Origin of the sequence: Pseudomonas brenneri (genome assembly GCF_007858285.1) — a bacterium.
GTDB classification, from domain to species: Bacteria; Pseudomonadota; Gammaproteobacteria; order Pseudomonadales; family Pseudomonadaceae; genus Aquipseudomonas; species Aquipseudomonas brenneri.
Genome location: NZ_VFIL01000002.1, coordinates 263,048 through 284,860 on the forward strand (window position 1 = coordinate 263,048; position 21,813 = coordinate 284,860).

19 protein-coding genes are annotated in these 21,813 nt (G+C 60.9%); 1 reads left to right on the forward strand and 18 read right to left on the reverse strand.

What is annotated here, in order from left to right; genetic code table 11:
* Positions 1-14 precede the first annotated feature (14 nt).
* The 4 genes from FJD34_RS04500 to FJD34_RS04515 are packed head-to-tail and all read right to left on the reverse strand — an operon-like array spanning position 15 to position 2,635.
* Positions 15-473, reverse strand: coding sequence for a hypothetical protein (locus FJD34_RS04500; protein ID WP_223232725.1), 459 nt, complete (start codon positions 471-473; stop codon positions 15-17).
* Positions 463-1,023, reverse strand: a complete 561-nt coding sequence (locus FJD34_RS04505; RefSeq protein WP_223232726.1) for a hypothetical protein — start codon at positions 1,021-1,023, stop codon at positions 463-465. The genes FJD34_RS04500 and FJD34_RS04505 overlap by 11 nt, the downstream gene beginning before the upstream one ends.
* Before the next feature lie 20 nt (positions 1,024-1,043).
* The gene (locus tag FJD34_RS04510) at positions 1,044-1,448 is read right to left on the reverse strand and encodes a hypothetical protein (protein WP_032860018.1); all 405 of its coding nucleotides are present in this window, start codon (positions 1,446-1,448) and stop codon (positions 1,044-1,046) included.
* Positions 1,445-2,635, reverse strand: a complete 1,191-nt coding sequence (locus FJD34_RS04515) for an MFS transporter (RefSeq protein WP_090291980.1) — start codon at positions 2,633-2,635, stop codon at positions 1,445-1,447. The genes FJD34_RS04510 and FJD34_RS04515 overlap by 4 nt, the downstream gene beginning before the upstream one ends.
* 111 nt (positions 2,636-2,746) lie before the next feature.
* Between FJD34_RS04515 and FJD34_RS04520 the strand changes: the two genes are divergently transcribed.
* Entirely contained in the window at positions 2,747-3,655 is a 909-nt protein-coding gene (locus FJD34_RS04520; RefSeq protein WP_050593342.1) for a LysR family transcriptional regulator, read from the forward strand.
* Between the two features lie 77 nt (positions 3,656-3,732).
* Here the strand turns inward: FJD34_RS04520 and FJD34_RS04525 are convergent, their stop codons facing one another.
* The 14 genes from FJD34_RS04525 to FJD34_RS04595 all read right to left on the reverse strand — a co-directional run bounded on the left by FJD34_RS04525 (position 3,733) and on the right by FJD34_RS04595 (position 21,769).
* Positions 3,733-4,545: an SDR family oxidoreductase gene (locus FJD34_RS04525; RefSeq protein WP_032860016.1), complete on the reverse strand. Its 813-nt coding sequence runs from the start codon at positions 4,543-4,545 to the stop codon at positions 3,733-3,735.
* Between the two features lie 20 nt (positions 4,546-4,565).
* A complete protein-coding gene (locus FJD34_RS04530; protein ID WP_090291978.1) occupies positions 4,566-5,030 on the reverse strand; it encodes a multidrug transporter in 465 nt (154 codons plus the stop codon).
* A 273-nt stretch (positions 5,031-5,303) separates the two neighbouring features.
* Positions 5,304-6,755 (reverse strand): mannose-1-phosphate guanylyltransferase/mannose-6-phosphate isomerase, encoded by a 1,452-nt coding sequence (locus tag FJD34_RS04535; RefSeq protein ID WP_032860014.1) that lies wholly within the window; start codon positions 6,753-6,755, stop codon positions 5,304-5,306.
* Between the two features lie 220 nt (positions 6,756-6,975).
* On the reverse strand, positions 6,976-7,629 hold the full coding sequence (locus FJD34_RS04540; protein ID WP_032860013.1) for an alginate O-acetyltransferase AlgF: 654 nt from the start codon (positions 7,627-7,629) through the stop codon (positions 6,976-6,978).
* A gap of 16 nt (positions 7,630-7,645) precedes the next feature.
* Positions 7,646-8,836: an alginate O-acetyltransferase gene (locus FJD34_RS04545; protein ID WP_090291976.1), complete on the reverse strand. Its 1,191-nt coding sequence runs from the start codon at positions 8,834-8,836 to the stop codon at positions 7,646-7,648.
* Positions 8,837-8,846: 10 nt separating this feature from the next.
* The gene (locus FJD34_RS04550) at positions 8,847-10,271 is read right to left on the reverse strand and encodes an MBOAT family O-acyltransferase (RefSeq protein ID WP_032860011.1); all 1,425 of its coding nucleotides are present in this window, start codon (positions 10,269-10,271) and stop codon (positions 8,847-8,849) included.
* A gap of 217 nt (positions 10,272-10,488) precedes the next feature.
* Positions 10,489-11,598, reverse strand: coding sequence for a mannuronate-specific alginate lyase (locus tag FJD34_RS04555; RefSeq protein ID WP_090291974.1), 1,110 nt, complete (start codon positions 11,596-11,598; stop codon positions 10,489-10,491).
* Positions 11,599-11,606: 8 nt separating this feature from the next.
* Complete coding sequence (locus FJD34_RS04560; RefSeq protein ID WP_090293205.1) at positions 11,607-13,055, reverse strand: alginate O-acetyltransferase; 1,449 nt, start codon at positions 13,053-13,055, stop codon at positions 11,607-11,609.
* 11 nt (positions 13,056-13,066) lie between these two features.
* Entirely contained in the window at positions 13,067-14,656 is a 1,590-nt protein-coding gene (algG, locus tag FJD34_RS04565; protein ID WP_032860009.1) for a mannuronan 5-epimerase AlgG, read from the reverse strand.
* Positions 14,656-16,143 (reverse strand): alginate export family protein, encoded by a 1,488-nt coding sequence (locus FJD34_RS04570; RefSeq protein WP_090291972.1) that lies wholly within the window; start codon positions 16,141-16,143, stop codon positions 14,656-14,658. The genes algG and FJD34_RS04570 overlap by 1 nt, the downstream gene beginning before the upstream one ends.
* Positions 16,140-17,582: an alginate biosynthesis TPR repeat lipoprotein AlgK gene (algK, locus tag FJD34_RS04575; protein ID WP_223232727.1), complete on the reverse strand. Its 1,443-nt coding sequence runs from the start codon at positions 17,580-17,582 to the stop codon at positions 16,140-16,142. The genes FJD34_RS04570 and algK overlap by 4 nt, the downstream gene beginning before the upstream one ends.
* Positions 17,583-17,680: 98 nt before the next feature.
* A complete protein-coding gene (locus FJD34_RS04580) occupies positions 17,681-18,850 on the reverse strand; it encodes an alginate biosynthesis protein Alg44 (RefSeq protein ID WP_090291970.1) in 1,170 nt (389 codons plus the stop codon).
* Between the two features lie 38 nt (positions 18,851-18,888).
* Positions 18,889-20,370, reverse strand: a complete 1,482-nt coding sequence (alg8, locus tag FJD34_RS04590) for a mannuronan synthase (RefSeq protein ID WP_162237641.1) — start codon at positions 20,368-20,370, stop codon at positions 18,889-18,891.
* Between the two features lie 82 nt (positions 20,371-20,452).
* On the reverse strand, positions 20,453-21,769 hold the full coding sequence (locus FJD34_RS04595) for a nucleotide sugar dehydrogenase (protein WP_090291968.1): 1,317 nt from the start codon (positions 21,767-21,769) through the stop codon (positions 20,453-20,455).
* Positions 21,770-21,813: the final 44 nt, after the last annotated feature.

The window sequence follows — 21,813 nt, forward strand, 5'->3', positions numbered from 1 at the left end:
TTTTTTGCGGTTGACTAAGAGATTGACGCGTTAGCCCTGATTTTACGCCGACGCTTGACCCTCAGCATGCTGGTGCAGCGGCGGTGGTTTCTTGTATTGAGGATGACCAGGCAGAGCAGAGATTGCAGCAGAGGAAATAGCGCAAACAGAGTGACCGGGTGGTTGCCCAAGTAGTCCGCCGAAAGCAGAACATTCAGAGCCGCGACACATGCAAGTAGTGGAGGGCCCAAACGAAACCCTAGCGCCACCAAGGCTAATCCGATACACATTGCCAATACCAGTATCAGGCTTGCCATCACAGCATAGTCGCTAGAGAGATAGTTTATTCGGGCGTAATAAGAGAGGCTATGTGACAGGTTGCCCGAGATGCTCACTAAGTTCATTGATGTTGCAGTACCCACCGTGAAAGCAAAGCGTTGGGTGTAACCACGCAATGTTCGCGGCTTGCATACCGTATTGGCGTTATTGGTCATGGCTACTGAACTCCTCATAAAGCGCGATGACGATGTGGTTAATATTTCCAGAGATGCTGCTACCTGTGACGGCTATCGCGGCCCCTATCTGATCTGCTATCTGAGTGAGAATGTCTCGGCGTAATTGGGCATTGCTGTAGCGTTTAGGAAGAGTTCCGGCCAACTGCTTCAACCGGATTATTTCGCGAGGATGGCGAGGGTTTTTCAGTCGCAGCACCGTCACCCGATAATCACTGCTGATATGCACTACGCCAGCCCCGACGATGGCAGGATCGGCGTCAATGGTTCGATAGAGCCTGGGCAGGTCCAGTAGGCTGGTTAGTCGTTGACGAGTTGTTATGTGGGCATTGGGCACGCCGCTGCTGAGAAAGTCCTTGAGCATCCTTTCACCTTTCCTTGGACAAGAGGTGAAAGAGCCTGAAGATTGGTTACCGTTAATGATGTCAGCTAGTTCGCGGATTGCTGTAGGAGCCGGCTTGCCGGCGAAGAACCTGAGAGCAACGCGGGGTACCTGGTGCTCCGTGTCAGCGTTGACGTTTTTCGCTGGCAAGCCAGCTCCTACAGGAGGCGTTATTGGCCCTGGATATAGGTCTCGTGCAGATGGCGCCACAGCAGCGCGCCACTGGCTTGTTTCTCGAATACTACGGTGGCACGGCGGTCTGTTTGTGTACCGCTGTCATCGATCTGGCGTTCGCGGTAGGTCACCGTGGCCCCGCGTGCATGCCGGTCAATGCCTGCCATTTCACTCAAGGTGATTTTCAATCCGGGCCGCATGCCGCCCAGGCGAGTGAACAGGGCATTGACCCCGGCGGCATTGACCCGTGCGCCGGTGGCGGGGGCGATCATGCTGAATTCGGGGGAGAAGCGCGCAAGCAGGTTCTGCAGGGTGCCTTCGGGTGCCACGCCGGCAAACCATTGCTCGATTTCTATGTGGGTCTGGATCACTTCTTCAAAAAAATCACTGTAGTCAATCATCGTTGCGGCTCGCTGGCTGGGTGAAGCAGCGTGCGGACTCTGGAAGCATCCAGGTGCAGCACTGCGAAGAGTGGCAGCAGTGTCAGGGCTGCCGCTATCGTGAAGGTTATGCTGAAGGAATCCAAGGCCGACAACAGTGCGCTGAGCGCTGCGGCACCCAGGCAGAAGCTGACTTGCCGATTGATATTCCACAGCGCGCTGGCATGGCCCATGCGTTCGACGGGAACATCGAGAAACGCCAGGGTCTGTGCGGTGCTGCTGCACAGGCTGCCGCCCAGGCCCATTGAGGCGTAGGCAAGAATGATCAGCACAGGTTCGGCGGTGTTCAGCAGCACAATACCGCTGCATTGCAGCACCATGCCCGCCAGCAGCAATGGCTTGGGCCCACAGCGGTTGAACAATTTTTTGCTGAGGAAAATGGCCAGGGCCGACGCCACTGCCCATGGCAGCATCAGGGCCCCGGTGCGTGTCGCGTCGTATCCAAGGCCGCGCAGATAGAGGATGGCAATCAGGCTGGTGCCGATAAAGACCCCGGGAATAAACAGATAGACCAGCATCGCCACCCGTAACAGCGGGCTGCTCAGGGAGGTGAAAATCCCCCCCAGCTCAAGCACAGGGCGAACATTTGTTGGTTGGTCGGGTTTTATCCACAGCAGCGCCAGCAGTAAGGTCAGCAGCGCCAGCGGCAGGTTGGCGTAGAAGATCCAGCGCCACGACACACTGTCGACGATCACCCCGCCCAGCGCTGGGGACAATGCTGGTACCAGTAACGCGACGGACATCACCCTGGCGGTGAGTTGGCTGCGTTCTGCTGGGGGAAAGTGCCGGTAGGCCATTGCCTGGCCCACCGGGATCAGTAAGCCACCCCCCAACCCTTGCAGGCCGCGCCAACCGATCAGCGCTTCAATCGAACTCGCCTGCCCGACCATCACCGAGGCTGCGGCGAACAGCAGCAGGCTGACGGCAATCAGGTTTCTTTCCCCCAGCATGGCGGCCAGCCACACACTCATGGGAATGATCGCAGTCAGGCCGAGCATGTAGGCATTGCTGACCCACGCCAATTGCGTGACCGAAGCCTGCAGTTCGCGGGCGATATCCGGGTAGGCAATGGTGGCGACAAACATGTTCACCAGGTCGAGGGTAAAACCCAGTAAAAAGATCCAGGCGACTTTCGAGCGGTAGGTCATCAGGGCGTTCCTGCATTCAATCCTGGCAGGGTAGAGTGCTGCGGATGCTTGGGGAACGCTGGTTTGGCTGTTAGTTTGTCAAAAATATTTTGACAAATGGAGGCGTGGCCCATGGTCAGCCTGGATCGTTTCGAGACGTTCAAGACGGTGGTGGAGGCCGGTTCGCTGACTGCCGCGGCCGATAGACTGGGGCAGACCCGCGCCGTAGTCAGCTTCAATCTCAAGCGCCTGGAGGCTGAACTCGGTGTCACCCTGCTGACGCGCAACACCCGGCAATTGGCGTTGACCGATGCCGGCGAGCGGTTTTACCTGCGCTGTACACGCATGCTCGAAGAAGCGCAGTTGGCGGTGGAAGAAGCCCGCTCTGAACACGCCCAGCTCAAGGGCACGCTGCGCATCACCACCACCGTGGAATATGCGTTGGCGGTGGTTGCCCCAGCAGTGGAAGCCTTTCGACGTCTGCACCCGGATCTGAATGTCCACTTATCCACATCCTCCACCCATGCCGATCTGATCTCCGAGCGCTTTGATGTGGCGATTCGGTTGGGGCGGCTGCTGGATTCCAATCATCGTGCGGTGCAGTTATCCACTTACCAGATATTCGCGGTTGCGGCGCCTGGTTTTGGTACCGCCCATACGCTGGATGAACTTGAACAACTGCCCAAGCTGGGGCACGGCCGATTGACCGAGTTGAGTGTGATCGACCCGGCAGGTGGCGAGCATCAATATCGCTCTGGTCCCTGTGCGCTTATGGTTGACAGTGCCGCCGTGCTCCAGGCATTTGCCGTGCGTGGCCATGGCGTGGCAATCCTGCCGCAGTGGCTGGTACAGGAGGATCTGGACACGGGGCGATTGGTACGCCTGTTGCCGGATTATCGCTTCGTACCCCAGGGGGTGTATGCACTGTACCCGGACACGCGGCATTTGCCGCTCAAGGTGCGGGCGTTTATTGATTTCATGAAGGAGGGGGCGGTTGCTGGTTGGGACGCCATCGCGAGCAAGCCCGCTCCCACAGGTTGACCGCATTTCAAGGATGTATTCGGTAAGTGTGGGAGCGGGCTTGCTCGCGATACAGGCGCCTCGGTCCCTGAATAAACCTACAAAACCCCAGCCAAGCCAAACCGCTTCTTCAACACCTTCTCCAGCAACCCCTTGGGCAACAGTGCCGCCATCAACGGCAACGCCCGGCTGCCATTGCCCGAGCGCAGCAGGCGCGGTGGTTCTGGTTGTTGCACGGCCTTGAGCACATCTGCCGCGAACGCGCTGGCCGGTGTGGGTTTGTCCTGAGAGGCCTGGGAGCGCGCACGGATGCTTTCGCGCAACGGCCACCATGGCGATTGTTCGTTGATCAGCAATTCGGCCTGGGTGCCGGCGTTCTTGGCAAAACGGGTGTTGATCGCCCCCGGCTGCACTTCCATGACCCGCACGCCAAACGGCGCCAGCTCCATGCGCAGGGCATCGCTCAGGGCATGGACGGCGGCTTTGGAGGCGCAGTAGGCACCGGCAAACGGGGTGACCAGCACTCCGGAAACACTGCCGATATTCACCACCAACCCCTTGCGCGTGCGCAAGGCTGGAAACAGCGCCTGGGTCACGCCGACGATGGAGAACACATTGGTCTCGAATTGGCGCTGCATCGCCTCGGTACCGCCATCGAGCAGCGGGCCCATGGCGCCGTAGCCGGCGTTGTTGATCAGTACATCCACCTCGCCCACTTGCCCGGCCAGTTGCGCCAGCGCCGCCCCATCGTTGACATCCAGTTGCACGGCCTTGAAGCCGGCTGCCGCCAGGGTCGCGACGTCTTCGGGGCGGCGGGCGCTGGCCCACACGTCATAGCCGGCAGCCTTGAAGGCATCGGCCAGGGCGCGGCCGATGCCGCTGGAGCAACCGGTGATAAGCACGTTGGGCATGGATCAATCCTTTGTGGGTATTAGTCGGAGAAACTGCCTTGCAGGCGTTCGGCACGAAACTCCAGGGTTTGTGGGCGATAGCCGGGACGCAGTGGCGGCATCGGCAGGCAATCTTCCCAGGTAGCGCCGGCCTGCAACTCGCCGGGGCCGCGATAGCGCGGGGCAGCATAGACGTTGTCGGCCAGGTTGACCGTATCGCCCGGCGCGTAGGCGGCGACGCGCCAGCGCAATTCGGTCAGGGGCACATCGTTGCCATTGTTGAGTTTGAGCTGCAAGGGGCGATCGGCAGGGCATTGCTCGGGGGCGTAGCTGATGCGTAGTTCCAGGCGCGCCAGTTGCGCGGCTTCGCGGTTGTCCAGCCAGACCACCCACATCGCCACGAAGCCCAGGCCCACGGCAGCTGCGAGGGATACTGGCAAGGCCTTGGCGGGATAGCGCAGCAGCAGGATCAGCCAGGTGATGATCAGTAGAACGCCGAAGAACATGGAGACCACCTCGAATAAGGAACGAACATCCTAACTGAAGCGTAGGTGGGATTGGCTACCTTAAGAGGTGTGTTGGCTGGGCTGACGCCTTCGCGAGCAAGCCCGCTCCCACAGGTTGACCGCATTTCAAGGATGGACTCGGTAAGTGTGGGAGCGGGCTTGCTCGCGAAAGGGCCCTCAGCATCACCCAAAGCCTCAAAGAAAAAGCCCCCGCCCAACCCCCTGCGGATAGGGGACGCAGTGAGCTGGACGGGGGCTTTTTGTACGGCGTGGTTACTGCGCGATGGTTTTCACCGACACGCCACGCTCAATCGGGGTCGACCGACCGTAGATATCCTCAAACCGCTCGATATCATCCTCGCCCAGATAACTGCCCGACTGCACTTCAATAATCTCCAACGGGATCTTGCCCGGGTTGCGCAGGCGATGCACCGAGGCAATCGGGATGTAGGTGGACTGGTTCTCGCAGAGCAGGAACACGTTATCGTCGCAGGTCACCTCGGCGGTACCACTGACCACGATCCAGTGTTCGGCGCGGTGGTGGTGCATCTGCAGTGACAGGCACGCGCCCGGCTTGACCGAGATGTGCTTGACCTGGAACCGCCCGCCCATGTCCACCGAGTCGTAGGAGCCCCACGGGCGATAGACCTCGCAGTGGTTCTGGGTCTCGCTGCGCCCCTGTTCGTTGAGGGTGTTGACCATCTGTTTGACGCCCTGGACCTTGTCCTTGTGGGCAATCATCATCGCGTCCTTGGTTTCCACCACCACGATGTTTTCCAGGCCGATCACCGACACCAGTTTGCCGTTGCCGTGGATCATGCAGTTCTTGCTGTCCTGGATCACCACGTCGCCTTTGGTCACGTTGCCGTTGGCGTCCTTGTCATTGACCGCCCACAGCGAGGCCCAGCAGCCCACGTCGCTCCAGCCGGCGCTGAGCGGGACCACGCAGGCGCGCTGGGTTTTTTCCATCACCGCGTAGTCGATGGAATTATCCGGGCAGCAGGCGAAGGTGGCTTCGTCGAAGGTCACGGTATCGGCGGTATGTTCGCTGCGCTCCAGGGTCAGTACGCAGGTGTCGTAGATGTCCGGGTCGTGCTTTTTCAGCTCTTCGAGGAAGCGGCTGGCGCGGAACAGGAACATGCCGCTGTTCCAGAAGTAACCACCGCTTTTGACGAACTCCACGGCGCGCTTTTCATCGGGTTTTTCCACAAACTGCTGCACGCGGCTGACGCCTTCGGGCAGCAGTGAGTCGTTGGTGGACTTGATATAGCCGTAGCCGGTTTCCGGGCGGGTGGCGGGCACGCCGAACAGCACCATCTCGCCACGCTCGGCGGCCACGGTGGCCAGGGCCAGGGCGCGTTGCAGGGCTTTCTGGTCGTCCAGTACGTGGTCGGCGGGCAGGACCAGCATCAGTTCGTCACGGCCTTCATTGACCAGCATCATCGCGGTCAGGGCCACGGCCGGCGCGGTGTTGCGGCCAAACGGTTCCATCAGGATGCGCTGGCTCTCCAGCTTGCGTGCGCTCAACTGCTCGTTGACGATGAAACGGTGCTCCTTGTTGCAGACCACGATCGGGCTGTCCATGCCTTCGAATACCAGGCGCTCCAGGGTTTGCTGGAACAGCGTGTGCTCGCCGGTCAGGGCCAGGAACTGTTTAGGGAACTGTTTACGCGAAAGCGGCCAAAGACGTGAGCCGCTACCACCGGAAAGGATTACTGGGATCATGGGTTTCTCCTTGAATCTGTATGGGTTAGAGCAACGAAATTCAGTCGTTTCACTCTTGTTTTTGTCTCGGTCTGAATTGACGCCTTGATCCCCTGTAGGAGCGAGCTTGCTCGCGAAGCACTTCCAGACACCGCGTTCATTCAGATTGCTCGCGTTATCGTTGGCGATTTTCGCGAGCAAGCTCGCTCCTACAGTGGGTAGCCGTCAGTTCAGGAAATAATTAGCGGGTCGACACGGGGCGCTTGACCCACACTGGCGACAGGCTCGAACCGGAACCGGTGACATACAGCACCGCCGCCTCACCACGCTCCAGCGCCACCGGCTTCACGTCGCCGACTTTCTTGTCGCCGTCGTACAGCGCCAGGCTGACCTTCACCGGGTTGATTTCGCGCTCGCCACGGCCCTTGGCGGCCACGGCCTTGACCACGTCGGTCTTGCCGTCGGCGGTCTTCAGGGTCAGGGCCTTGTCGCTGAGGTTCTGCACGCGCACCAGGGATTTCTGCTTGTTCTTGAACGGTGGCTCTTCGATCAGTTGCGGCTGGCCGCTGCCACTGTTGACCAGGGTGTAGTAGTGATCGGCGGCCAGCTTGACCGTGACGTTCTGGCTACCGACCTTGGCGCTGTAGTCGCCGCCCGGCAGGAAGCTGAAGTCACTGCTGGCCAGCGGGGCGACGTCGCTCAAGGCGGTGTTGCCGACCGTGGCGCTGACTTCCTGGTTGCTGGCGTTGAACAGGCGCACGAAGCTCGAACCTTTCGGCGCTACCGGGCCGTAGAGGGCGGCATCGCCGGCGAAGGCGGACATCGATACGAAGCTCATACCGGCGGCCAGGGCCAGGGTCTTGGCGAGACGACGCGGAGTAGTAGTGAAAGTCATGTGAGTTACCTCTCTTTCAGTTTTGCGCCCGGTCGGGCGTCTCGGATTTCTGGGTTTTAACGGGAGTGTTGAGTGCCATGTTCTGTTGGCGGGTACCGGCTTGTTTGAGTTGCGCAACCCACTGGGGGTCGGCGTCGCCGATTTCGTTGTTCACAGGCAGATAGCGTTCCGGAAACTCCCAGATCAGCACTTGTGGTGGGCTGTTCTTGAAGTCGTCGCTTTTCAGGTAGCTGAGCATCGGCAGGATCGGGCCGTGACCGTCTTCGGCGTAGCTCACCACTTCACTGCCCAGGGCTTGCTTGAGGGCGCCGACGAAGTTCCAGTTGGGGTTGGCGCTGTAGCTGGTGCCTACCAACGCCACCGGCATTTCGCTGTCGGCGAACAGGGCGTCATCGCCTGCTGCCTGGGTTTGCACCGCGTGAGTCACGCGTTTTTGCAGGGGCTCTTTGGGCGGCATCAGGTTTTCGAACAGCGGGTCCAGGGGCAGGAACAAGCGCAAGTCACCGCTGTGCGGGGTGATGCTCTCGGCGTCGGTGACAAAACGCTGGGGCTCGCCGCTGAGCAGGGTCTTGGCGTTGATCACCCTGGCCAGTTGCTTGGCCGCAACTTCGGCGCCATCCGGGGTCCAGTGTGTGTCGGTGCGCAGGAACACTTGCTGGCCATGGAGCTTGGCCTGTTGCAACGGGCCCAGCAGGTCGGGGGCGATGATCTTGTCAGCGGCAACCCGGGCGTGGAAATCCTGGTAGAGCCCGGCATGAATACTCGCCGGTTGCACTTCTCCCAGGTGCTCGGGGTACAGGCGCACCTTGGCCGGGACAATCGCCATCACCAATTGCACGCCCTTGGCCTTGAGGGTCTGGCGCACGCCTTCGACCAGGGCGTAGTTGTCTTGCAGGTTCTGCGCCTGGTTGACGGCGGGGTTGAACTCCTCGTCGCTATACAGCCAGTGATCGCGGCCCAGCACCACGCCGGGACGGCCTTCGTTGAACAGCTTGTAGTCCAGCGCCGCCCAGAGGTTGGTACCCAGGCGCTTGATCGGGAACTCGTCGTCGTAATGGGTCTCGACGGCCTTGGCCCAGCGACCGTTGAGCACGGTGGCATCGGCGTGGGTGCTGAGACCGAAGAAACTGCGCATCGACCAAAGTCCCAGCACCAGCAGCATGCTCAGGAACAGGGCGATATAGAGCACGCGTAATGAACGGGTCATGTCGGCTCCCTCAGAATTGGAAGTAAAGGAACGGCGAGAAACTCTGCGCCGACAGTTTGAGAATCGATGCCGCGAACAGCAGCAACACACAGGCCCGCATGGCGTAGCCCGGCACTGCCTGGGCGACGCGGGGCGCCGCCGGATGATCGCGATAGAAGTCGCGCAGGCCAAAGAACGCCAGGGTGGCGTAGGCCACCACCAGGGTTGCCACTTGCAGGCCGGTGAGGCTGGCGCGGTTGAGTTCCGACAGCGACCACTCGTTGAAACTGAACATCGCGCCGTACATGCGCCCGGCCACCTGCAGGTTTTCCGCGCGGAAAATGACCCAGCCGGTCACCACCAGCAGGAAGGTGAAGGCCCACCGCAGCGGGTTGAACGTGCGTGGCGAGGTGTCGAGGCCGATGGCTTTTTCAATCGCCAGCCACATGCCGTGCCAGGCGCCCCAGACGATGTAGGTGATGTTCGCGCCATGCCACAGGCCACCGAGCAGCATGGTCAGGAACAGGTTGCGGTAGGTGGTCAGCGTGCCTTTGCGGTTGCCGCCCAGGGTGATGTACAGGTAGTCGCGCAGCCAGGTGGACAGGCTGATATGCCAGCGCCGCCAGAACTCAGTGATCGACTGGCTGATGTACGGCTGCTTGAAGTTTTCCATGAAACGGAAACCCATCATCAAGCCCAGGCCGATGGCCATGTCGCTGTAGCCGGAGAAGTCGAAGTACAGCTGCGCGGTATACGCCAGCGCGCCGAGCCAGGCATCGCCGGTGGTGGGGTTTTGCAGGGCGAAGCAATGGTCGGCCACCACCGCCAGGGTGTCGGCGATAAACACCTTCTTGATAAAGCCCTGCATGAATCGCGTGCAGCCCTCGGAGAATTTATCCAGGGTGTGGGTGCGGTTGTTGAACTGGTCGGCCAGGTCGCGAAAGCGCAGCACGGGGCCGGCGATCAGGTGCGGGAAGATCGCCACGAACGCCGCAAAATCGATGAGGTTGCGGGTCGCCGGAGTGTCGCCGCGGTACACGTCGATGATGTAGCTGATGGACTCGAAGATGTAGAACGAGATCCCGATCGGCAACAGTACGTGGGTCAGGATAAACGGTTCCAGGCCCGCCGATTTCATCATCAGGTTGATGCTGTCGACGCCGAAGTTGGCGTACTTGAAGTAGCCAAGGATGCACAGGTCGACCGCCACCCCGAGCAGCAGCCAGCGCTGCGCCGGCTTGGTGCGCACGCCTGCCGCACCGACCTTGAGGCCGATCCAGTAGTTCCACAGGGTCACGGCGGCGAACAGCGCCAGGAAGTCCACTCGCCACCAGGCGTAGAACACGTAGCTGGCAATCAGCAGCAGCAGATTGCGATAGCGTTGCCCGCTCAAATAGTACAAGCCGAGGAAGATCGGCAAGAACAGAAACAGGAACACATTGGACGAGAAAACCATCCCGATCTCTCCATGTTTAACCAACAGTCAAGGGCCAACGGCCCCCCCAAACCCCCCACGAAAAACCGGGGAGGGCTGTACTACTTTTTCACTGTCGAAACCGACTCAAAATGTGGGAGCGGGCTTGCTCGCGAAGACGCTGTAACAGTCGCCTACTGTGTTGAATGCCACACCGCTTTCGCGAGCAAGCCCGCTCCCACATTTGGACCGAGTACGGTCAGGAACCTTTGTTGCCTTTGTCGTGCGCCGGGTCGTAGACCTTGGTCAGGTCGCCGCCCAGGCGGAAGGTCTTGAACGGTTGCATGTCGTGCTTGCGTTCGATCACATCCGGGGCGCAGGTGTAGAGGGTGCAGAACGGTTCGAGCCAGGCGAATTTCGAGTCCTGCTCCAGATCCTTCATGTCCTGCTCCTTGCCGTTTTTCTGTTCGAATATGTCCGGATCTTTGGCGCCTGCGAGCACCTTGTCCCCCAGGCGCTTGAGCGCGCCGTTGTTTTCACCGCGCACATCCACGCCGTTGACCAGGGCAAAGCTGGCGATCATCGCCAGTGGCGGCAACGCATAGTTGTGATAGGCCAAGGCCCGTTGCTGACGCTTCAGTTCGTTGGGCAGGTAGCCCTGGGCATCGACCTGATTGACGCCGACCTTGTATTCCTTGATCGCCCAATCAAACAGATCGCGACGGTTGGTGGCGACGGACGTGGCCATCACCGACCAGGCGGCCCAGTACGAGTGGTTGTTGGTTTTTTCCAGGGGCAGGTTGTCCCAGTCGCTGACCACTTGCTCGGCCAGTCTGTTGAACCAGGCTTCGATCAACTGTGATTCCTGCGGGTGTTTGGCCAGCGGTTGCGACTCGGAAAACTTCAGGCGCACATACGCCGAGGCCATGCTGCCCAACGCCCATTTGCGCATGGACTTGCCGGTGTGGTTGAAGTCCTTGGACATCAACGCATCGGCCTTGGCCCAGCTCACCAGCCAGTTCAGGGTGCATTGCAATTGCTCCGGGCGACCGTCGCGCATGAACTGCATCACCCGCTTGCTGGTGTCTTTCTCCAGTTTGGTGATATCGGCGGTGCTGTCGCGAAAGGCTTTTTCCGACTGTACGTTCAGGGTCGAACGGGCCTTATCGGAGCCCTCGTATTTGCTGCGAAACTGCAGGGCCCCGGTGTAGGGCGTGGGCATCGCGTCGCAGTCATTCTTGAAGTCGCCGGTCTTGAACGCTTCAATCGGCGCGAAGTAACCCTGGGGCGGCCGCAGCGGTGCGGCGGCGTTGACTTGACCTGCAAACATCGCCAGGCCCAGCAGCGTTGGAATCAGTAACTTTTGCATAGGTAACCTCATTGCCCAAGTTGGGCGGTCTGCTGACCGCCGCTTGGGAACACGTTGCGTGTGCAAATTTTCGCTTCGACTTTTTGCGCGGCAGCACCCGCTTCGGGGCCCTGGACTTCCACGGCCAGCAGGTTCTGCGAGGCCCAGTCTTCATCGGTGCGCAGTTCAAAGGCGAAACGCCCGTCTGTCTCGGATGTTTCGGGCTTGTCGATCTTGATGTCCTCGTGGCGCCCGTTCATGTACCAGAGGGTGGCTTGCAGGGTTTTCACCGAGGGATCGGCGAAGCGAATATCAACCTGATGGCGGCTGTTGCGCAGGTCCATGTTCTTGCTGTTGACCATCAACTCGTTCTTGCCCGGCTTGAGCGTGGTGCTGGCGCTCATTTGCGCCGGCTTGCCTTCGCAGCCGTTGTCGAGCAGGGCCATCATCTGGCGATAAGTGGTTTCCTGGTCCAGGCGATACAGCGGCGAGAACTCCCAGATCAGGATCTTCGGCGGGCTTTTCTGGAACTCTTCGCTGCCCAGGTACTGGATCATCGAACCTTCCAGGCCACCGCCGGGGAAGGCGACGTTGAGGATGTCGGCACCGATTTCCTGTTCCAGGAAACCGGCGAAGTTGTAGTTCTTGCCGCTGTGGCTGGTGCCCACCAGCGTGATCTGCGGGTTGCCGGAGTCGCCGAACAGGTCGCCGTCCGCCGCTTCGCCCTTGGGCTCGGTGCTGAACTGGTCCATGTACTGGATCGCGTAGCTGGTGCCGCATAACTGCCCGGCCATGTTGTGCAGGGTGCCGGTCTTGCCCATGCGTCCGGATTTCTTGGTCTCGAATTCGCGCTGGGGGATCCCGGCGAATTCGGGCATGGCGCGCACCTTGGCACCGACGATTTTTGCGGTGCGCTGGGCGCCATACGGGGTCCAGTGCTGGTCGCCACGGAAGTAGAAATCATGGGCCGGCAGTTCGTCCGGTAACTGTTCATTGGTCAGCGGCGACAGGTCCGGCACCACGTAGCCCATCTTGGCAAAACGCCCGAGCATGGACTTGTAGTTGCCCAGCGCCTTATCGAAATCAAAGCGCGCTTTTTCCGCCGGGTTGAGCTTGTTGCGGTTCACCAGGCCACGGGTCGGCTGGTAGACCACCACCAATTCCACGCCCTTGCTCTTGAACGCATCGTGCAACTGTTGCATGCGCTTGTAGCCGGCCGGGGTGGTGTCGAATTCGGTACGCAGGTCTTCCTGGGTCCGGAACAGCCAGTCGCCCTGGGCCTGTACCAGGGTGGTGAAGTTTTGCTGGTAGCGAGTGGTGTAGTTCTTTGCGTCGTGCGCCGCGGGGCACAGGTTGCAGCACGGCTCGGCAGTGAAGTTTGGGGCCGGTGCTTGATCGGCGCGCACGCTATGGCTGGCGGCCAGGATGCCAAGGGTCAAACCCGAGAGGCTGAGCAGTTTGATCATGTGTGGGTGCATAAAGGTCATCCTCAGTCCTGCAATGGGGTCTGGCGTTCGACAGGGTCGATCAGCACGGCTTTGCGCTGGCGCACCAGCAGGTCGAGAATTTCATCCTGGCGCTCGCCAAGAATCCCCGAGAAGCTGATGCCGCTGGATTTGGTGGGTGCGAGCATCGATACGCGAAACAGCTCAATGCTCAGCGGCGAGTCGATGGACAACGGCCCGCTGCCGTTGGCCGCCAGCTCACCGCCGACGACGATCAGCGAGACCTGGGCGTCGAACGGGTCGAGGGCGATGTCGCGGTCGGTGTCGGTCAAGTCCTTGATGTGCCCGTAGACGCCGGTCAGGCCGTTGGCCATGGCGACGTTTTCGTAGAGGCGGATATTCACGCTGTTGCGCACGCGGATCCCATGGCGGCGGTTGCTGATCACGCGGTTGCCCCACAACAGGTTGTCGCCGCTCTCATAGAGGGTGATGCCGTCGGTGTGGTTGCGGTAAATCTCGTTATCGGCGATCAGGTTGTTCACGCTGTTACGGTCGATCACCAGGCCCGAGAGCTTGTTGTCGTAGCTGCGGTTGTTGAAGATGAAGCTGTCGTTGACCTCACGGGAAATAATGATGCCGTGCTTTTTCTTGGTGCCGTACACGGTGTTGTCGGCAATGATCAGGCCGTGGGAACGGTCGTGGGGGTCGATGCCGTAGACGATATTGTCTTTGTAGGTGCTGCCCTTGATCACAAACCCGGTGGTCTCGTAGCAGTAGAAGCCGTACCACATGTCCGAGAACTCGGAATCGACAATCCAGCCGGTGGGTTCCGGGCGCTTGAGCACCTTGGCCATGTTCGGCGTGTACTGGGAAATACTCACGCCGTAGGACTTGCTGTTGGCGTAGCCGAAGCTGGCCATCTTGCTGTTGACGATATAGGTCTGGGTACCGCCCCAGGCCAGCAGGAACGGGCGGAATTCCTTGGGCGAGCGGAAGGTCGCCGGGCCATTGGTCTTCTCACGCCAGCCGGTGATCTTGGTATCGCGCACAAACAGCTGGCCATCGTTGACCAGGAACGAGCCGGCCTCCTGGGACAGGCGCAACTCCTGGGTCTGTTTATCGATTTCGAGGATGCCCTTTTCGCCGACCACAATCGGTAGCTTGGCCAGGAATACCCCGGGCGAGGTTTCGCTCAGGTATTGCTTGGGCACCTTCTTGAGCAGGTCCTTGAGGTTCATGTAGCCGTCGTCGATAAAGATCGCCTGGGGGATGCCGTGCTGGCGCACCACCCATTCGGCCATCTTGTTGTCGCCGCCGATGAAGTCCTTGAGGGCGTTCTCCTGCATCATCCGACGGATGCTGACCTTGCCGGCCTTGCTGCGTACGATCTTCTGCGCCACGGCCTCGGCGGTGTAGCCCGACAGGTCTGGCAGCGCCGGCTTGGGCATCTCCAGCGGCGCGGTCGGCGGGCTGGTGATGGTGTAGGTCTTGGCCTGTTGCAGTTCCTTGGCGATGGTGGGCGCCTTGACCTGCGGCTCGACATTGGCAAAGGCCGGGGCGCACGCCAGCAGCATTGCCGCAGCGAGCAGGGCCGAGCCTTTGAGGGCGTGAGGATTCATTGCGCAGGCTCCCATCAGAAGCGCCAGACTACGTCGACAAAGGCGCGGTGCATGTACGAGTCGACTTGCTTGCCATAGGCATCGCCCGGTTTGAACACGCCGCCACGAAAGCGCACCAGGGCCGACGGTTCGTCGATCGACTGGCTGAGGGCTGCGGGCAGCAGGCCTTTCTTGAAGTATTTGGTGACCACCAGGTCCATCTCCTGGCCAAGGTCCTTGTTGCCGTCTACCAGCGGCAGGGAGGCGCTGGACAACACGGCGCCGGTGACGTCGTCGTAGTTGTTCTGTACCGCATCGATGCCATTGCTGCCCACTGGCTTGTTGCCGTCCACGCGCCAGAACTTGTGGTAGACCAGGCTGGCGTCGTAGTCGTCGCGCAATTGCCAGGAACCAAACAGGCTCATGGACTGCATATTGTTCATCTCGCCGCGAAACGCCTCGCCAAAACGATGCACCCGCGATTGCGTGCCGGTGAAGTTCGAACGGTTGCTTTGCAGGCCGTTCTGCTCGTAGTCGGCGCTGGCGCGGGCATAGGCCGCGCCCACTTGCCACTGCGGGTCGAGGCGCAGGCGCACGCCGAGGTCAGTGGCCCAGCCGTCTACATCCTGGTTGCGCTTGGCGTTGGCTGGGCGTGTGCCGTCGGCGTTCAGCGCGTTGACGCTGCTGCGGTCGCCCTGCATGCCGGTGACGCTGGCCCAGTAGTTGACGGTATTGGTGTTGCGCCAGTTATAGGCGTCGCTGTTGGCCTCAATACCGAGCCAGGTCAGGTCGCCGTTCTGGCGCTTGTCCAGTGGGTCGGCGGCCACGCCCGGTTGTGGGTAGTCGAGCTTGCCGTCGTCGTGGGTGTGATGCCCGCGCAGGCCGACCCAATGGCCGGGAGTCCACTGGTAGGCTGCATCGGCATACAAGTGCTGGCGGTCCTTGTCTTCGGGAGACAGTTCCTTGAGGTCGGTGCGGTACTCGCTGAAGCGTTCGGCAACGCCGACATTGGCTTTGAGCAGGGTGGTGTCGAAGGTCCAGTTCAGCGCTTCGATATTGGTGTCGCGCCACTGCCCATCGTTATTGCGCAGGCGTTGGCGGCCGAGCTTGAGGATCTCGCCAGGGTAGGGCGTGAAACCGCTGTAGCCGACCCAGAACTCGCGCAGGGCCAGGTAGTTCTTCTTGGTCTTGCGATCGTTGTTGCTCGACTGCTCGGTAGTGTCGCCATCGGACTGTTGCAGGGTATCGGTCTCGATGATGTCGCTGGACGCTACTGCCTGGCCCATGGCGTAGGCGCTCCAGGCACCGCTTTCGCCATAGATCCACGGGCGTACATCCAGGCCGATACCGTTGACGTCGCCGCCACGCTGGGTGCCCAGGTCGCGGTCATCTTCGGACTGACCGGTGACTTTCACTTCCAGGCCGAAGTTCTTGTCTTCGGTCAGCGCGGCCAGGGTCGGACACGACCACAGCAGGGCGAAGGTCAGGCCAATACCGGCCTTGACGAATGGATTGAGTTTCATAGGGATTCCTCGCCGTCTTCTTGCAGGGCGTGCAGTTGCAGCGTGCTTTGGCTCAGGGCGCCACGGGCGGCCAGCTCTTGTTGCAGCAGGCGCTGGCCCTCGGCGCGCTGGGCGGGCGGCAGTTGTTGTTCAAGTTGCGCGGCCAGCTCATTGGCCTGCGGGGTGTCCTGGATCTTGGCCAGTTGGCTGAACACATAGGCGTTCAGCGGATCGGGCTGAGTGCCCTTGCCTTGGGAAAACAGCTGGGCGATGGCGAAGTCGGCGCTGTTCTGGCCGTTGCGCGCTGCAGTCAGCAAGTGATCCAGGGCTTTTTGCGGGTAGACCTGGCCGAGGTAGCCACGGCGGTAGATCTGGCCGAGGTAGTAATCGGCAGCCACTTCCTGGCCCTGGGCTTTCTGGAAGTGCGCTTGCGCGGCCTTGGCATCGGCCGGCACCCACTTGCCTTCGTAGTACAGCTTGCCCAGCAACAATTCGGCGCGGGGTTGGTCGGCGGCACGGCCGTTGTCCAGATACTTCATCATCTGCTCGACGTCGCCCAGTTCCGGGAAGTCGTAGAGCAACTGCGCGAGGCTGACCCAGGATGCAGGGTAGCCTGGGGCGATGTTCTCCAGCAGGGCCTGGGCGGTTTTTTCGTCAGTCTTGCCCAGTGAGGCATCGCCCAGCACACGGGCCACACTGTCGACCCGCTGGGCGGTGACGGTGCCACGGCTGTAGTTTGCTTGCATCTGCTTGAGCAGTTCGGCCTGTTGCTCAGCCTGGCCGCGTTTCTGGTAGACGGTGGCCAGTTCGACGTAGCAGATATCGGTACTGTTCAGCGCGGCCTTGCAGATTTTCTCGACGTCATCCAGGTGCTGGTCGTAAGTGCCCTGGGTGCGATACAGCAGCACCTGCGCCAGGCCCGCTTCAGGGTAGCCGGCAGTGCGCCAGGTATCGATCTGCTGCTGCGCGTTGACGCTGGGGAAATCGTGAGGGTATTGCAGGTACAGCATCGCCAGTGGGATCAGAGTGTTGCCCTCGCCATTGGCAAAGGCTTTTTTCAACAGGCTTTGGGCTTCATGGTGTTCGGCCTCGGTGGCGCCGGGCTTGGCCACCAGCAGGCGGCCCAGGCGGGCCTGGGCGCGTGGCGATACATCCGCTGCCGCGCGATAGGTGGCTTCGGCCTGCTTGATCTGCGCCGGGTCGCGGCTGCCGACCTGGATATCCGCGAGGCCGACTTGGGCCTCGCTGTAACCCAGGTCTGCCAGTTGCTGGTAATTCTGCGCGGCGGTGGCGGTGTCGCCACGCTTGAGTGCTTCATTGGCCAGGCGCTGGTCGGGCAGGCCGGCGCAACCGGCCAGGCTGACCGCCAATGCCAGCAGCGCCACAGGGCGGATGTGGGCGCGCGCTTTTGTGGGAGCTGGCTTGCCGGCGAAGGCATCGTCGCGGTTTGTCTGATGCACCGCGTCGCCTGCATCGCGGGCAAGCCCGGCTCCTACAGGACTAGGCTCCCACAGGGATTGTGTTGTTCTTGAAATAGGGTTCACAGGCATGTCCTCGCTTACAAACCAGCAGCCATGGCTTTATCGATCAGCCAGTTCAGGGACGGGCCACGGTCGCTGGTCACTTCCACCGGGCGGCCGGCGTAGAGGCTGTCCAACGGGGTATCGGGCTTGATCTGCACGCGGATGTCGGAAGACAGGTCGGCGCTGTTGAGGCTGGTGCTGCTGACGATGGTGCCGCTGCGCACTTGTTCCTCATCGGCCACCTGGAAGTTCACGCGGGTGCCAGGGCGCACATCAGCGAACTGGCGATAGGAAAAGCGCGCCTCGACATTCGCCTGGCTGCCGCGCGGCACCAGTTGGAAGATCACATCACCTTTGCTGGCGTACTGGCCGTCCGCGACCAACTGCTGGGCGACGATGCAGTCGCAGGGCGAGGTCAGGGTGCCGGTCATTTGCTTGCCGAACAGCTCTTCGACCTTGGCCGGTTGCAGTTGGTCTTCGTCCAGATGGCCCTTGAGCACATCGAGCATGCTGGTGCTGAAGGTCGCCAGTGGCGCGCCTTTGGCGGCAACGCCGTTGTCCTTGATCAGGCTTTGTACGGTGCCGTCGCGGGGCATGGTGACGTTCATCCCCGGCACGTTGACCAGGCCGGCCTGGGCATGGCTGACGAAGTACATGCCGTACACCGACTTGAACACGAACCCGAAGGCTGCCAGGCCCACCAGGAAAATCGCCAGGCTGAAGGTCACGGCGCGCAGGCGGCCGAAGGCGCTCATGCCACTGCCGCTGTCCTTGATCTTGCGCGCCTTGGTGAAGTTGTCGCGCTGCAGGGTTGCCAGCACGTCGCCCATGGTCACGATATCGCCCGACAAGTGCGAGGTGATCAGGTGGCGCAGGGTCGAGATGTCCTGGGCGTCGAGGTTCTGGAACTGGCAGCCGGTGCGGCCACTCTGGCGGTCGTGGGAACGCACCATCAATTCCACGTCCATCGCCAGGCCCAGGTTGTCGATCACAAATTGCAGGCGCGCCTTGTGCACATCACCGACTTTCAATGGTTGCTGGGCGGCATTGAAGGCCAGGCCGCCGGCGGACAGGTCGATGACACGCACTTCCATGGGTGTGCGGTCGGCGCCGAAAAAACGCAGCTTGGCCGGGATTTTTACCCGGGCGTGTTGGCGCTGGGCTTCGGATTCGTGGACAACGTTGGCGTTTACTTGACTGTTCATGGCGTACTAATTCCTAGGTTAATTCAGGCTTGGCAGGGTCAGACCATCATCAGCAACACGGCGACGAAAATGCTGCCGGCGGAGAAGGTCATGGTCCGAGACGACCAGGTGTTGAACCAACGTTGAAAGCTGGCCAAATCGCGGGTCAGTTTGGTGTCCTGGCGGGTCCAGGACTGTTGATCGAGGCGGAAGAACACGTAGATCTTCACCAGCGCGCCCATGATCTGGTTGTAATAGAGAATCGCCGGGTAGGCGGGGCCGATCTTGTGGCCGGAGCACGACAGCAGCAGGGTCAGGATCAGGCGGGTGATGCCGATCCACAACAGGTAGGCGAGGATGAACGCACCGCCGTACTTGAAGGTGGCGATGATTGCCACGGTCAGGCCCAGCAGGGAGGTCCACATCGACACGCGCTGGTCGAACAGCACCACGCTGGTAAACAGGCCCAGGCGTTGCATGCCCAGGCCCAGGGCGCGGGAGTTCTGGCGCAGGTTGTTGCCGTACCAGCGGAACATCAACTTGCGGCTGGCCTTGATAAAGCTCTTTTCCGGCGGGTGTTCCACGGTGTTGATCGCCGCATCCGGCACGTAGAAGGTGTCATAGCCCAGGCGCATCAGGCTGAACCAACTGGACTTGTCATCGCCGGTCAGGAACTTGAAGCGGCCCAGGCGCCAGTGTTGCAGCGAGTCGCTTTCCACATCGGCAATAAAACCGGGGTCGGTGACTACGCTGGCACGGAACACCGACATGCGCCCGGTCATGGTCAGCACGCGCTTGGACAGGGCCATGGAGCACATGTTGATGTGACGCTGGGCGAAGCGCAGCTTGTGCCACTCGCTCATGATGTAGCCGCCGCGCACTTCGCAGAATTCGTTGGTGGTCAGGCCGCCGACATTGCCGAACAGCTGGAACCACGGCACGGTCTTGCGCACCACGCCCTCGGCCAGCACCGTGTCGCCGTCGATCACTGCAACCACGGCGCGCTCGTCCGGCAGATGGCGGGAGATCGCACGGAAACCGAAGGCCAGGCCATCGCGCTTGCCGGTGCCGGCGATCCGCACGAAATCCAGTTTGACGTGGGCCGGCGGGTTCATCTTTTCCCAGAGGCTCTTGACCAGCAACTCATCGGACATTTCCACCAGCGAGCAGACCACGGTGGTAGGGAAGCCGCACTCGATGGCCTCGCGAATCACCGAGCTGTAGACCTGTGCGGTGGTCAGCGCGTCGATGCGGAAACTGGTGACCATCAGGAACACATGGGACGGGTCCGCCGCCTTGCCCAGCTTGCGCACTTTGCGCCGCAGGTGCGGGTAGACCACGTAGAGGAACAGCATGCCGCGAAAGAAATGCGTAGCACCCATCGAATAGCGCCAGATACCAACGGCGCCAATCAGGAAAATAAAATTCTTCGACTCGGAGTCGAACGTACTGGCTGGCAACAGCAGGGCGAGACCCATCAGCAGGCTCAGGAAGCACAGCCAGCCGGCGGATTGCAGTAGTACGTGTTTTAACTTGGACATAAGCGTCATCCGAAGGTGAAGAAGGCTTCGCGCTGCAAACGCTGGGGATGGGAACGCTGCAGCGCGAAACTTGCCGTTGCTGTTACCAACAAATGCCTTCGGTACGGCCCGTCACGCTGGTGGCCTTGGACATGAAGCCCACCAGGTCGACCACTTGCTTGCCGTGCGGGGCGTTCTGCGCCAGGGCACGGAATTTCTCGTCACGGTTGCCGAGGATGATCACGTCGCTGTTGTTGATCACATCGTCGAAGTCCGAGTTGAGCAGGGACGACACATGGGGGATCTTGCCTTCGATGTAGTCCTTGTTCGCACCGTGGACACGGGCGTACTCGACGTTGCTGTCGTAAATGCTCAGGTCGAAGCCCTTGCCGATGAGCATTTCCGCCAGCTCTACCAGCGGGCTTTCGCGCAGGTCATCAGTGCCGGCCTTGAAGCTCAGGCCCAGCAGGGCGACCTTGCGCTTGTCGTGGCTGGAGACGATGTCGAAGGCGTTCTGCACCTGGGACTCGTTGCTGCGCATCAGCGAGTTGAGCAGCGGCGCTTCCACGTCCAGGGCGCCGGCGCGGTAGGTCAGGGCACGCACGTCTTTTGGCAGGCACGAGCCGCCGAAGGCAAAACCCGGGCGCATGTAGTACTGGGACAGGTTCAGGGTCTTGTCCTGGCAGACCACTTCCATCACTTCGCGACCATCGACGCCCACGGCCTTGGCGATGTTGCCGATCTCGTTGGCGAAGGTCACTTTGGTCGCGTGCCAGACGTTGCAGGTGTACTTGATCATCTCGGCGACGGCGATGTCCTTGCGGATGATCGGTGCATCGAGTTCTTCGTACAGCGATTGCAGGACATCGCCGGAGGCTTTGTCGAACTCACCGATGACGGTCATCGGCGGCAGGTCGTAGTCGGCAATGGCGGTGGATTCACGCAGGAATTCCGGGTTGACCGCTACACCGAAGTCGACACCGGCTTTTTTGCCGGAGCAGTCTTCGAGGATCGGGATCACCACGTTGGCCACGGTGCCGGGTAACACGGTGCTGCGCACCACGATGGTGTGACGGGTGGTCTTGTCACGCAGGACAAAACCGATCTCGCGGCACACCGCTTCGATGTAGTTGAGTTCCAGGTCGCCGTTTTTCTTGCTCGGTGTACCGACGCAAATCATCGACAGATCGGTATCGCGGATGGCTTCGGCGAAGTCGGTGGTACCGCGCAAGCGACCGCTGGCAATGCCCTGGCTCAACAGTTCGCCCAGGCCCGGTTCAACGATGGGCGACTTGCCCGCGTTGATCAGGTCAATCTTGTCCTTGGAGATGTCTACGCCGACCACTTCATGGCCCCGTGCAGACAGGCAACCGGCACAGACTGCGCCCACGTAACCCAAACCAAATATACTGATGCGCATCGCATATACCTCTGTGTTTAACGAGCCATTAGATGGCTGGAGTT

Bases quoted from the DNA above. Each gene is read 5' to 3' on its own strand.
- FJD34_RS04555 (WP_090291974.1), bottom strand. From the start codon at position 11,598: ATGCAAAAGTTACTGATTCCAACGCTGCTGGGCCTGGCGATGTTTGCA.
- FJD34_RS04520 (WP_050593342.1), top strand. From the start codon at position 2,747: ATGGTCAGCCTGGATCGTTTCGAGACGTTCAAGACGGTGGTGGAGGCC.
- FJD34_RS04595 (WP_090291968.1), bottom strand. From the start codon at position 21,769: ATGCGCATCAGTATATTTGGTTTGGGTTACGTGGGCGCAGTCTGTGCC.
- FJD34_RS04560 (WP_090293205.1), bottom strand. From the start codon at position 13,055: ATGCACCCACACATGATCAAACTGCTCAGCCTCTCGGGTTTGACCCTT.
- alg8 (WP_162237641.1), bottom strand. From the start codon at position 20,370: ATGTCCAAGTTAAAACACGTACTACTGCAATCCGCCGGCTGGCTGTGC.
- FJD34_RS04530 (WP_090291978.1), bottom strand. From the start codon at position 5,030: ATGTTCTTCGGCGTTCTACTGATCATCACCTGGCTGATCCTGCTGCTG.
- FJD34_RS04525 (WP_032860016.1), bottom strand. From the start codon at position 4,545: ATGCCCAACGTGCTTATCACCGGTTGCTCCAGCGGCATCGGCCGCGCC.
- FJD34_RS04515 (WP_090291980.1), bottom strand. From the start codon at position 2,635: ATGACCTACCGCTCGAAAGTCGCCTGGATCTTTTTACTGGGTTTTACC.
- FJD34_RS04550 (WP_032860011.1), bottom strand. From the start codon at position 10,271: ATGGTTTTCTCGTCCAATGTGTTCCTGTTTCTGTTCTTGCCGATCTTC.
- FJD34_RS04500 (WP_223232725.1), bottom strand. From the start codon at position 473: ATGACCAATAACGCCAATACGGTATGCAAGCCGCGAACATTGCGTGGT.
- FJD34_RS04510 (WP_032860018.1), bottom strand. From the start codon at position 1,448: ATGATTGACTACAGTGATTTTTTTGAAGAAGTGATCCAGACCCACATA.
- FJD34_RS04535 (WP_032860014.1), bottom strand. From the start codon at position 6,755: ATGATCCCAGTAATCCTTTCCGGTGGTAGCGGCTCACGTCTTTGGCCG.
- FJD34_RS04570 (WP_090291972.1), bottom strand. From the start codon at position 16,143: ATGAAACTCAATCCATTCGTCAAGGCCGGTATTGGCCTGACCTTCGCC.
- FJD34_RS04545 (WP_090291976.1), bottom strand. From the start codon at position 8,836: ATGACCCGTTCATTACGCGTGCTCTATATCGCCCTGTTCCTGAGCATG.
- FJD34_RS04580 (WP_090291970.1), bottom strand. From the start codon at position 18,850: ATGAACAGTCAAGTAAACGCCAACGTTGTCCACGAATCCGAAGCCCAG.
- algG (WP_032860009.1), bottom strand. From the start codon at position 14,656: ATGGGAGCCTGCGCAATGAATCCTCACGCCCTCAAAGGCTCGGCCCTG.
- FJD34_RS04540 (WP_032860013.1), bottom strand. From the start codon at position 7,629: ATGACTTTCACTACTACTCCGCGTCGTCTCGCCAAGACCCTGGCCCTG.